This window comes from Aureimonas sp. AU4, from assembly GCF_001463765.1.
Classification (GTDB): Bacteria; Pseudomonadota; Alphaproteobacteria; order Rhizobiales; family Rhizobiaceae; genus Aureimonas.
In genome coordinates this window covers 53,232-64,508 of the sequence record NZ_BBWK01000062.1, presented here as the reverse complement: position 1 = coordinate 64,508, position 11,277 = coordinate 53,232, and the positions used below count along the sequence as shown (strand labels likewise).

The 11,277-nt window shown below is 66.2% G+C and carries 9 protein-coding genes and 1 tRNA gene; 3 read left to right on the top strand and 7 right to left on the bottom strand.

Translation table 11 applies throughout. The features are described from left to right. Positions 1-234: 234 nt before the first annotated feature. From clpX to AUL35_RS22230, 6 genes are all read right to left on the bottom strand, one after another. Complete coding sequence (gene clpX, locus AUL35_RS16820; protein ID WP_062016809.1) at positions 235-1,503, bottom strand: ATP-dependent Clp protease ATP-binding subunit ClpX; 1,269 nt, start codon at positions 1,501-1,503, stop codon at positions 235-237. Between the two features lie 251 nt (positions 1,504-1,754). Then, positions 1,755-2,393, bottom strand: coding sequence for an ATP-dependent Clp protease proteolytic subunit (locus tag AUL35_RS16815; protein WP_062016807.1), 639 nt, complete (start codon positions 2,391-2,393; stop codon positions 1,755-1,757). Between the two features lie 120 nt (positions 2,394-2,513). Beyond that, positions 2,514-4,889: a mechanosensitive ion channel domain-containing protein gene (locus AUL35_RS16810; RefSeq protein ID WP_062016805.1), complete on the bottom strand. Its 2,376-nt coding sequence runs from the start codon at positions 4,887-4,889 to the stop codon at positions 2,514-2,516. Positions 4,890-5,040: 151 nt separating this feature from the next. Beyond that, positions 5,041-6,399: a trigger factor gene (gene tig, locus AUL35_RS16805; RefSeq protein ID WP_062016803.1), complete on the bottom strand. Its 1,359-nt coding sequence runs from the start codon at positions 6,397-6,399 to the stop codon at positions 5,041-5,043. Between the two features lie 83 nt (positions 6,400-6,482). After that, positions 6,483-6,566, bottom strand: a tRNA-Leu gene (locus AUL35_RS16800). Then, a complete protein-coding gene (locus AUL35_RS22230; RefSeq protein WP_156418046.1) occupies positions 6,545-6,880 on the bottom strand; it encodes a hypothetical protein in 336 nt (111 codons plus the stop codon). Before AUL35_RS22230 ends, AUL35_RS16800 begins: the two co-directional genes overlap by 22 nt. Positions 6,881-6,965: 85 nt before the next feature. Here AUL35_RS22230 and AUL35_RS21705 point away from each other — a divergent pair, with 85 nt between their 5' ends. The 3 genes from AUL35_RS21705 (at position 6,966) to trmFO (ending at position 9,754) form a co-directional block, all read left to right on the top strand. Next, positions 6,966-7,109 carry a DUF1127 domain-containing protein gene (locus AUL35_RS21705; RefSeq protein WP_082666390.1) on the top strand — a complete coding sequence of 48 codons (144 nt, stop codon included), beginning with the start codon at positions 6,966-6,968 and terminating at the stop codon, positions 7,107-7,109. Between the two features lie 215 nt (positions 7,110-7,324). Further along, the gene (locus AUL35_RS16795) at positions 7,325-8,290 is read left to right on the top strand and encodes an NAD(P)-dependent oxidoreductase (protein ID WP_062016801.1); all 966 of its coding nucleotides are present in this window, start codon (positions 7,325-7,327) and stop codon (positions 8,288-8,290) included. Between the two features lie 51 nt (positions 8,291-8,341). Further along, positions 8,342-9,754, top strand: a complete 1,413-nt coding sequence (gene trmFO, locus AUL35_RS16790) for a methylenetetrahydrofolate--tRNA-(uracil(54)-C(5))-methyltransferase (FADH(2)-oxidizing) TrmFO (protein WP_062016799.1) — start codon at positions 8,342-8,344, stop codon at positions 9,752-9,754. Here trmFO and AUL35_RS16785 read toward each other — a convergent pair. Further along, positions 9,738-11,258 carry a DUF4153 domain-containing protein gene (locus AUL35_RS16785; protein WP_156418045.1) on the bottom strand — a complete coding sequence of 507 codons (1,521 nt, stop codon included), beginning with the start codon at positions 11,256-11,258 and terminating at the stop codon, positions 9,738-9,740. The genes trmFO and AUL35_RS16785 overlap by 17 nt on opposite strands. Between the last annotated feature and the right edge of the window lie 19 nt (positions 11,259-11,277).

Here is an 11,277-nt window from a genome sequence, read left to right as displayed (position 1 = left end):
CGATGGCCTCGCCCCGATCGGCCCGTGATCGGCACCGGTCGGACGAGCCTCTCGTCCTCAGATATGTGGTCGCTGCGGTGCGGGACTTCAACGCGGTCCCGCACCGCAATGCGACAGGTTAGTGAACAGTGCGAACGCGGATCGCGGACGGTCCGCCTTCAGCAAAAAGCCCGTCCCGGCTGAACCGGAACGGGCCTTATCGAACTCTATCGGCGCGGCGGAGCGGAGGCTGCGTCAGGCACTGACGTTTTCCTTCTCTTCCTTGCGCTCGGCGTAGATGTAGAGAGGCCGGGCGTTGCCGTCGATCACGTCCTCGGAGATGACGACTTCCTGCACGCCTTCCAGTGTCGGAAGGTCGAACATCGTGTCGAGCAGCATCGATTCCATGATGGAGCGCAGGCCACGGGCACCGGTCTTGCGCTCGATCGCCTTGCGGGCGATCGCCTTCAGCGCGTCCTCGTGGAAGGACAGCTCGACGTTCTCCATCTCGAACAGGCGCTGGTACTGCTTCACAAGCGCGTTCTTCGGCTCGACCAGGATCTGCACGAGAGCCGGCTCGTCGAGGTCCTCGAGAGTCGCCAATACCGGCAGACGGCCGACGAACTCGGGGATCAGACCGAACTTCAGGAGATCCTCGGGCTCGACCTTGCGGAAAAGCTCGCCGGTGCGGCGATCCTCGGGGCTCTCGACGTTGGCGGCGAAGCCGATCGAGGTCTTGCGGCCGCGATCCGAGATGATGCGGTCGAGGCCGGCGAAGGCGCCGCCGCAGATAAACAGGATGTTGGCCGTGTCGACCTGCAGGAACTCCTGCTGGGGATGCTTGCGGCCGCCCTGCGGAGGCACGGAGGCGACGGTGCCTTCCATGATCTTCAGAAGCGCCTGCTGCACGCCCTCACCCGAGACGTCGCGCGTGATGGACGGATTGTCGGACTTGCGCGAGATCTTGTCGATCTCGTCGATGTAGACGATGCCGCGCTGCGCGCGCTCGACGTTGTAGTCGGCCGACTGCAGCAGCTTGAGGATGATGTTCTCCACGTCCTCGCCCACGTAACCGGCCTCGGTCAGCGTGGTGGCGTCCGACATGGTGAAGGGCACGTCGAGGATGCGGGCGAGCGTCTGCGCGAGCAGCGTCTTGCCGCAGCCGGTCGGGCCGATCAGCAGGATGTTCGACTTGGCCAGCTCGACGTCGTTGTTCTTCTGAGCGTGGGCCAGACGCTTGTAGTGGTTGTGGACCGCGACCGAGAGGACCTTCTTGGCGAAGCCCTGGCCGATCACGTAGTCGTCGAGAACCGCGATGATCTCCTGCGGTGTCGGCACGCCCTCGCGCGACTTCACCATGGAGGACTTGTTCTCCTCCCGGATGATGTCCATGCAGAGCTCGACGCACTCGTCGCAGATGAAGACCGTCGGGCCGGCGATCAGCTTGCGGACTTCGTGTTGGCTCTTTCCGCAGAAAGAGCAGTAGAGCGTGTTCTTGCTGTCGCCGCCGCTCACTTTGCTCATCGTTCTTCCCTTCGGTTCCGCGCCCCTCGACAGAGGCGCGGCGACGGGTCACCAGGCGACCCTTCCACAATCCTATGCTGCGACGCGCCGGTGGCAACCGCCGGATGCGAAGGTCAAATCCGCCCATGTGACGGATTTGCGCATCCAAGTTAGCGGATCCATCCTTGATCGCAGCTTAACGCGCCCGCCTGGCCGGCGAACCATGCAGGCTAATGGGCGCGTATGGCCAGATCAAGGACGGTGGCGCGGCGTCAGTTCCCGCTCGAAACCGTGGTCTCGAGCGCCTCGCGGGACGAGTAGACCTTATCGATAAGGCCGAACGCCTTGGCCTCGTCCGCCGTCATGAAATGGTCGCGGTCGAGGGTCCGTTCAATGGTCTCGTAGTCCTGGCCGGTGTGTTCGACATAGACCTCGTTGAGGCGGCGCTTCAGCTTGATGATGTCCTGGGCGTGGCGCTCGATGTCCGACGCCTGGCCCGAGAAACCGCCTGAAGGCTGGTGCACCATGATGCGCGCGTTCGGCGTTGCGAAGCGCATGTCCTTATGGCCGGCGCACAGCAGAAGCGAGCCCATCGAGGCCGCCTGACCGATGCAGAGGGTCGAGACCGCTGGCTTGATGAACTGCATCGTGTCGTAGATCGCCATGCCGCTGGTGACCACGCCGCCCGGCGAGTTGATGTAGAGGCTGATCTCCTTCTTCGGGTTCTCCGCCTCGAGGAACAGGAGCTGCGCGCAGACCAGCGTCGACATCCCGTCCTCGATCGGACCCGTGATGAAGATCACGCGCTCCTTCAGGAGGCGCGAGAAGATGTCGTAGGCCCGCTCGCCCCGGTTCGTCTGCTCGACCACCATCGGGACGAGGTTCATGGCCGTTTCGATCGGGTGTCTCATGGGTGATCTTTCAAAGATGGTCGTTCGAACAAGGCGGGGACCGACCCGAATCAAACGGTGCCGGTCGGCTTTCGACAGATAGGGCGCGGGACCGCGCCTTCGCAAGGCGCGCGGCCCGGCTCACCGCTCCGGCCCGTCGTCGGCGTCATCCTCGCGCGAGCTTGGCGGGATGGGCGTGCCGTCGAGATTGCGTTCCGGCGTGTGCAGCGCGGCGTCGCGACTGCGCCCCTCCGCCGCGCCGAGCGGATCGGACGAGGGCCCCGGCGCCGGCTGGGCGATGCGCAGCGGCACGGCCTCGTGGTTCTTGCCCTCGCCGAACCACACGGTCGTCTGCGGAAACGGAATCTCGATCCCGCGCTCCTCCAGGAGCGACTTGATGACCTGTCGATAGATGCGGCCGACAGGCCATTGCTTGCCGGGCAGCGTCCGAATGCGCCCGCGCACCGTGACGGCGTTGTCGCCCAGCGTCTCGACGCCCAGCATCTCGAAGTCGGCGATGATGTTGATGCCCTGCTCGCCCGCGCGCACGCGGTCGAAGGCTTCCTGCATGGCGGCCTTCACCTCCTCCACGTCCTCGCGATAGGCCACCGCGACGTCGGCCACGAAGTTCGAGAAGTCCTTGGTCATGTTGGCGACCTGGTCGACCGACGAGAAAGGGATCAGGTGGTAGGTGCCGTCGACGGAGCGCAGCGAGACGGACCGGATCGTCAGCTTTTCGACGACCCCGGAGACCGAGCCAAGTTGCACGACGTCGCCCTCGTTCAGCGCGTTCTCGATCTGGATGAACGCCCCGGTTATGATGTCCTGGACGAGCTTCTGCGCGCCGAAGCCGATCGCGAGGCCGACGACGCCGGCGCCCGCCAGAAGCGGCGCTATGTCGATGCCGAGCTGGGAGAGCACGAGCATCGCGACGATGACCGCCAGCGCCACCGTGAAGGCGTTGCGGAACAAGGCGAGAAGCGTGCGTTCTCGCGATGTGGGAACCGAGCCGTAGTTGGGATTGAGCCTGTACTCGACCCAAGACGAGACAACGAGATAGACCGCGAACCCGATAAAGAGGATAAGCAGAGCGCCAAGCGTTCCGCGCATGGCGCGGCCCGTCAGATCGCTTTGCAGGAGACTGGCGAAATCCAGGATCGACCAGGCGTCGAGGATGATGCCGATCACGCCGAGGATGACGATGACCCGCAGCACCAGAAGCAGGCGGGGAATGAAGCCGTTGATGCGTCGCTCCAGAAGCGGGAACCGTGCCTTGGCCCCGGCCGGTAGTCTGAAGCCCGTCGCGATGAAGCGGCTGAGAATGGTGACGATGAGACCGCCGATGGCCATGGCGGCGACGGAGCGCAGCGAAGCGCCGAGCATGAACTGGAAGCCCGAGCGCGGGCTCGACAGCCAGACGGCGTAGAGGGCGAAGACGAAGCTGATCGCCGGCAGGTACCAGAGCGAGCCGAGGAAGGCGTAGAAGCGGGCCTGAAACGAACGGTCGCCATTCCTGTGGGCGCGCTGCAGCCTTCGGGCGACATGGTGGGTGTTGGCGATGATCAGCGTCAGCATCGAGATGAAGACAAACGTGACCGCGATGAAGCGCACAGCATTCGAGGCCGCGATCGAGGAGTTCGTCTGAACAATCGGCGCGACGAACAGGAATGGGTAGCCGAGAAGCGAAACGAGGATCGCTAGGCGGCCGTACCAGTATGCGGCCTGCCCGTCGCTGAAGGGCGTCAGGCGCAACGGCATGAGGCGCGGCACGACGAAGGCGGCCAGCCCCAGGCGGATCATCTCGGTGAGAACGAAGGCGTTGAGGAACAGCGCCTGGTTGAAGGTGGGAGGCCCGCCCTGCTGCCAGAGGGCCGCCAAGTGCCCGCAGGCGGCGGCGAGCAGAATCGTCGCTCCGTCGAGAAGAGTCGCGAGAGCCAGAAGAAGAAGGCGGCGCAGCGGCGAGCGGCGGTCGTCGCGCGAGACGATCCAGCGCTCGACCGGCCGCTCGGCGAAGCGCAGGGCGACCCGCGCCGCGATCACCACCGCAATCACGAGGAGCACGGGCTGGAGAGCCAGCCAGATGCGTGGCAGGTCGATCCACTGCGCACCCGCCAAGAAGTTCGCCCCCTGACCCGCGATCTCTCCGAACTGAACGACGGTCTCTCGAACCGCCTCTATCGAACCACGCACCGTATCGGCGAGATAGGCGGGCACGCTATCGACGATGGTCTCGTCGCCCTGGTCGGATGCGGCCTCGGCATTCGTGGAAGCCTGCCCGTTGGCGGGCTGGTAGGCGGACGCCTTCAGCGACTCGATCAGCAGGTTCCGGGTCGTCTCGTTCTCGAGGATGCCGATCAGGTCGTCGAGGGACTTGCGGTCCTCGGCGGTTGCCGACTGAGACGCGGCGGCCGCGGAGCCCGTCACCTTCGGCATACCCGGCAGGGAGAGAAGCTGGGCTGCGGCCGGCAGGGTCACGACGAGGACGAGCAGGAACGCCCAGGCAGCGCGTCGGATCATCAGATGGTCCGTTCGGTCTATGGGTCGGAGAGCGCTCACAGCTATGGCGGGGCAGCATGGCGGAAAGGGGCGTGCATCCCGGCAAGCGTCGGCCATAACGAAAAAGGGCCCGGCAATGCCGAGCCCTTCCATTCGCGAAGATCGTGCGGGATCAGGCGGCTGCCGCCGTCTCCTCGTCGTCTTCCTTCAGCAGCTCTTCCTTCGAAACCGTCTTGTCGGTGACGTCGACGGTCGCGAGGAGGTGGTCGACGACCTTCTCCTCGTAGATAGGAGCGCGCAGGCTCTGGACGGCTTCCGGCGTCTTGCGGAAGTAGTCGTAGACCTGCTGCTCCTGGCCCGGGTACTGGCGGACCTGCTCGATCACGGCGCGCTGCAGCTCCTCGTCGGAAACCGTGACGCCGGCCTTCTCGCCGATCTCGGAGAGGACGAGACCGAGACGTACGCGGCGCTCGGCGAGCTTGCGATACTCCTCGCGCGCCTTCTCCTCGGTCGTGTCCTCGTCCTCGAAGGACTTGCCGCTCTGCTCGAGCTCGCGCGAGACCTGCGTCCAGATGTTGTTGAACTCGGCGTCGACGAGCTTCTGCGGCAGCTCGAACGCGTAGTCGGCGTCGAGCTGGTCGAGGAGCTGGCGCTTCACCTTCTGGCGGGTCGCCTGACCGAACTGCGACTCGATCTGGCCGCGAACGATCTCCCGCAGGCGCTCGATCGACTCGAGGCCCATCTTCTTGGCGAGCTCGTCGTCGAGCTCCAGCGCATCGGGCGCCGCGACGGACTTGACGGTGACGTCGAAGACCGCGTCCTTGCCGGCGAGATGCGATGCGCCGTAGTCCTCGGGGAACTTGACCTCGACCGTCTTCTCGTCACCGGCCTTGGTGCCGACGAGCTGGTCCTCGAAGCCGGGAATGAACTGGCCCGAACCGAGAACGAGATTGGAATCGGTCGCCGAGCCGCCCTGGAACGCCTCGCCGTCGACCTTGCCGACGAAGTCCATCGTCACGCGGTCGCCGTTCTCGGCGGGACCGTCCTTCGCCTGGAAGGTGCGCGCGTTCTCCGCGATGTGCTTGACCTGCTCCTCTACCTCCTCGTCGGCGATCTCGACGACGGGACGCTCGATCTTGATCTTGTCGGTCTCCTTCAGCTCGAAGGTCGGCAGGGTCTCGTAGGACACGGTGAAGCGGAAGTCGCTCTCGCCGCGCAGGACCTTCTCCGCCTCGCCCTCGTCCTCCGTCATCTGGATTTCGGGCTGCATGGCCGAACGCTCCTTGCGGTCGGCGATGACCGAGCGGGGCGTCTCGTTGAGGATCTCGTTGACGATCTCGGCCATCATGGAGCGGCCGTAGGTCTTGCGCATGTGCGCCATGGGTACCTTGCCGGGGCGGAAACCCTTGAGCTGCACCCGATCCTTCGCCTCGTAGAGGCGGGTCTGCAGCCGCGCCTCAAGGTCCGCGGCCGGCACGACGACCTCGATCTCGCGCTTCAGGCCTTCGGCCTTGGTTTCCGTCACCTGCATCGTCTACCTCGCTCTGACGCCCGGCGCCCTCGCCTTTTCGCGAGCGCCGGGGCGGTCTCGTGTTCTCGTTGTCTACCGGAGTGTGGTGCGGGTGGAGGGACTCGAACCCCCACGCTTTCGGCGCCAGAACCTAAATCTGGTGCGTCTACCAATTCCGCCACACCCGCACGGCAGCCGCGAACGCTTCGGTCGCGCGGCGCGCCTCTATAGCACCGGTGTCGAAGGCGTCAAAGTTGAAAGCGGCGTATCGGCCCGGGCGAACGAAAGGATCGACCGACCACCAGCCGCCATGCGCTGATGGATGAGCTCGATGCAACATGGGAAAGTTGAGATCGAGTTCACGCGGGCTCACGAACCGTATCGGACTGACGCGGAAAAACGGGCCGAGCGCCTTCATCACCGAAGCTTCGCACTCGCGTGATTGCATTGCACAAATCGCAAGGCAGCCATGCGGCAGCGGTTCTGGTTGGAAGGGAGCCATGCGCCTATCTCTTGGACACAGAAGCACGGGGCCGGCGGCCATCGAACTTCAAACGATTTAAACGCTTGTACCGTCCGGGTGCGTCATGAACATTCTCCGCTCCTACAGCAACTGGCGCCGCTACCGCGAGACCTGCAGCGAACTCGGCCGCCTGTCCCAGCGCGACCTTTCGGATCTGGGCATCGCCCGTTCCGACATCCGGCAGATCGCGCGTCAGGCGACCCGCTAACCCCTTCGCAAGGGCCCATCCTCCTCCCAAAAGGGCCCAAGCGATACAAGCCTGCGTCTCCTCCTTCCATCGCAGGCTTCCCAACAGCACCCGCCGGTCCTCCCCCGGCGGGTGTTGTCGTTTCAGCTGTCCACATCGGCGAGCCGGCACCTTGCCTCCTTGCACGCCGACACCTTATCCACGCTCCGAGAGAGCATGTTCACGAGGGATAGCGCATGACGAGCGCGGTTGTTTTCGGCGGAGCCGGCTTCATCGGCACCCATCTCCTGCGCGACCTCAAGGCCCGGGGCTACCACCCTCTAGTCAGCGTCGACATCGCCGAGCCGAAGCGGCCCGTCGAGGGCGTGGAGTACCGGTGCCACGACCTGACGCAGCCGCTCGACCCGGCCGCGTTCCCGCGCTTCGACGAGGCCTTCAATCTAGCGGCGGTGCATCGCACGCCCGGCCATGAGCCGCACGAGTACTATCTCGCGAACCTGTGCGGCGCGACCAACATCGTTCGCTTCTGCCGCGAGACCGGAATTGAGCGGCTCGTTTTCACCTCGTCGATCGCCGTCTACGGACCGGGCGAGGACCTGAAAGACGAAAGCACTCCGCCGACCCCGACCTCCGATTACGGCCGCTCCAAGCTGCTTGCCGAAGGTGTCCACCGCGAATGGCAGGCAGGCGCCGAGGCGCGGCGCCTCGTGATCGTGCGGCCGGCCGTGGTGTTCGGCGCCGGCGAGGGCGGCAACTACACGCGCCTCGCCCAGGCCCTGCGCCGGGGAATCTTTGTCTATCCGGGCCGCCGGGACACGATCAAGAGCGGCGGCTACGTGGGCGAGCTCGTACGCACCATGCGCTTCGCGCTGGACCGCGACGAGCCGGTCATCCTTTACAACTTCTGCTATCCCGACGCCTACACGATCGAGGACATCTGCCGCACGTTCGAAAGCGTCGCCGGCTTCAAGCCGCCGCGCGGCCTTGTTCCGCTCGGCGTGATGAACGCGGCAGCGCTGCCCTTCGAGATCCTGAACAAGGCGGGACTGCGCAACGGCATCGACCGGGAGCGCATCGCAAAGCTCGTCTACTCCACCCGCATCCATCCCGGCTGGCTGACGCAAAGCGGCTACCGTTTCGAATCAGACCTTGCCAGCGCGCTGGCCGACTGGCGCGAGCAGTCGCATAGCAGTTTCCTGTAAGCGCTTTCCGGCGCACTTTGACGGCCGGCGCCGGACTGCTAAAACCGGCGCATGACCCAGACACCCATCCACATCGTCGGCGGCGGCCTCGCCGGCTCCGAAGCCGCATGGCAGATCGCCGAGGCGGGCGTGCCCGTCATGCTCCACGAGATGCGCGGAACGCGCGGCACGGATGCCCACAAGACCGACTCTCTGGCGGAGCTCGTCTGCTCCAACTCCTTCCGCTCCGACGACGCGCAGTCCAACGCGGTCGGCGTGCTCCATGCCGAGATGCGGTTGGCCGGCTCGCTGATCATGCGCTGCGCGGACGCCCATCAGGTTCCAGCCGGCGGCGCGCTCGCGGTCGACCGCGATGGCTTTGCCGAGCGCGTGACCGCTGAGATCGTGGCGCATCGGCTGATCGACGTGCGCCGCGAGGAGGTCTCCGGCCTGCCGCCCGCCGAATGGGGACCGACCATCGTCGCGACCGGTCCGCTGACGGCGCCGGCGCTCGCCGAGGCGATCCGCGCCGAGACCGGATCGGACGCCCTCGCCTTCTTCGACGCCATCGCGCCGATCGTACATTTCGACACGATCGACATGACGAAGGCCTGGTTCCAGTCGCGCTACGATAAGGTCGGGCCTGGCGGCACGGGCAAGGACTACGTGAACTGCCCGATGAGCCGCGAGCAGTACGAGGGCTTCATCGCCGCGCTTCTCGCCAGTGATAAGACCGAGTTCCGCGAGTGGGAAGGCACGCCCTATTTCGACGGCTGCCTGCCGATCGAGGTCATGGCGGAGCGTGGTCCTGAGACGTTGCGCTGGGGTCCGATGAAGCCGATGGGCCTGACCAATGCCCACGACCCCGCCACCAAGCCCCATGCCGTCGTGCAGCTGCGCCAGGATAACGCCCTCGGCACGCTGTACAACATGGTGGGCTTCCAGACGAAGCTGCGCTACGCCGATCAGGTCCGCGTCTTCCGGACCATTCCGGGCCTAGAGAACGCGGAGTTCGCCCGGCTCGGCGGTCTGCACCGGAACACCTACCTCAACTCGCCGACCCTGCTCGATGCGACGCTGCGGCTGAAGAGCCGTCCGGCGCTGCGCTTCGCAGGTCAGATCACGGGCTGCGAAGGTTATGTGGAGTCCGCCTCGGTCGGTCTCATGGCCGGGCGCTTCGCGGCGGCCGAGGCCCTCGGCCGAGCGGCGTCGCCGCCACCCGTCACCACGGCGATGGGCGCGCTCCTCGCCCACATCACCGGCGGCCACCTATCGACCGAGGAGGAAGGAGGCAAGCGGTCCTTCCAGCCGATGAATGTCAACTTCGGCCTCTTTCCCCCGATCGAGGTTCCGCGCGAGGAGGGCAAGCGCCTGCGCGGCAAGGAGAAGACCGTGGCGAAGAAGCACGCTCTCTCGGCTCGCGCCCTGTCCGACTGCCGCGCCTGGCTCGGTATCGCGGAGCCGGCCGCTATCGCGGCGGAGTAGCGGCCCGCCACTCCGCGTCCCGCCAGAGATACGCGGCGGCGAGTGCCACCAGCCGGTCGTCCAGAACGAGGTTCGCGCGCTCGACGCGCACCCGCATATGGCGACCCCCGGCCGTCGTGAGGTCCGCGACGGCCGGCGTCGCGGTGGCGACACCGCGCTCATCCGTCCATGGCAGCGTCGCGAGAATGGGTGCCAAATCGAGCGTATCGGTCAGCGAACCGATGCGGATGGCGAGCTCGGACCGCCCTTGCGTTAGACGGATGTCGACGGATGCGAGCGGGGCGCCGGGGTCTTGCGCGTCCCGGAAGACGACGCGATCGAAACCGCTCGTATCCAGCGCGTCTCCGCTCCGGGCCACGAAGTACCGGGCGCGAGGCGGCTCGGGCGGCTGTGGCTCAAGCGCTAGAAAGGCGACGACGTCCCAGGTCAGCAGGTTCGGTCGGGACCAGATCGGATCGCTCTGCCGTTCGGCCGAGACGAGACCCGCCACGCGGCGCAGTGCCCCGACGCTTTCGAGCGCTTCCAGGCGCGAGGAGATGACGGACGAGGCTCCGGCCGGTGCGCCACCACCGCGTCCGGCTTCGCGAAGCAACGGTCCGTAGTCACGATCGAGGAAAGCGAGCTGACTCCCTGTCACCGTCGCGGCAACGCCCCACGGTCCGAAGGTCGACAGGAGGAGGAGCCCGAGCGGAATGGCCGACAGGATGCGGATATCGCCGCGCCAGCGTGGCACGGCCTGAGCCGCCAGCGCCAGCACCCCGGCAACCAGCCATAGGCCGAGGACGTAGCGGCTGACGGTGACGCCCTCCGTCGCCACCCGCAGCCAGAGCGCGTAGGCGAGGAGGCCGAGGGGGACGACGAGAAACCAGGACCACAGGCGCCTGAACAGGCGCGCTGGCGCGGCCTCCTGCGCTGCGAAGGGGTCGATCGCGATCCGCATCAGGAGAACGGCCAGCAGATAGGCCGAGACGATCCAGCCGATCTGGCCCTTCGGGACATCTCCCGTCAAAGCGATGCGCGCGGCATAAAGGTGAATGACCGCTGCGGCCGCCAGCACGAGGGGCGCGAGCACCCAGTCCGCCAGGGGCCGCGTGGTCCGCACGAAGCGTTCCTGCGGATCGAAGGCGATTTCGGGGCCGCTGGTCGGAGGGACACGCCCGAGCGCGACGAGTGGCCCGACCAGCGAGATCGCCGCTACCCAGACTGCCGATTCGATCCGCTGGAAGCGTGGCACGTCCAGAAGGTATTCGAGCATCTGGAGGATGGCGTAGACACCGACCGAGAAGACGACCACAGCCAGGAAGGCGAGGACGATCCCGGCGGTCGTCCAGAGGACGAAGCCCCAGAAGTCGGCCGCGCTTCCCCGACCCGCCATGCCGACGACCGGTACGGCGCCGACGCAGGTCGCGATCAGGATCGGCCCGTAGAGTTCGAAGGGCTCGGCGAGCCAGAGCGCGCTTCCCGCCATCGCGGCGAGGCCTGCGGACGTGAGAATCCGAAGCACGGCGCTCGCGAGCCGCCCC

Bases quoted from the DNA above. Each gene is read 5' to 3' on its own strand.
- AUL35_RS16795 (WP_062016801.1), top strand. From the start codon at position 7,325: ATGACGAGCGCGGTTGTTTTCGGCGGAGCCGGCTTCATCGGCACCCAT.
- AUL35_RS22230 (WP_156418046.1), bottom strand. From the start codon at position 6,880: ATGGCTCCCTTCCAACCAGAACCGCTGCCGCATGGCTGCCTTGCGATT.
- trmFO (WP_062016799.1), top strand. From the start codon at position 8,342: ATGACCCAGACACCCATCCACATCGTCGGCGGCGGCCTCGCCGGCTCC.
- tig (WP_062016803.1), bottom strand. From the start codon at position 6,399: ATGCAGGTGACGGAAACCAAGGCCGAAGGCCTGAAGCGCGAGATCGAG.
- AUL35_RS21705 (WP_082666390.1), top strand. From the start codon at position 6,966: ATGAACATTCTCCGCTCCTACAGCAACTGGCGCCGCTACCGCGAGACC.
- AUL35_RS16815 (WP_062016807.1), bottom strand. From the start codon at position 2,393: ATGAGACACCCGATCGAAACGGCCATGAACCTCGTCCCGATGGTGGTC.
- clpX (WP_062016809.1), bottom strand. From the start codon at position 1,503: ATGAGCAAAGTGAGCGGCGGCGACAGCAAGAACACGCTCTACTGCTCT.
- AUL35_RS16810 (WP_062016805.1), bottom strand. From the start codon at position 4,889: ATGATCCGACGCGCTGCCTGGGCGTTCCTGCTCGTCCTCGTCGTGACC.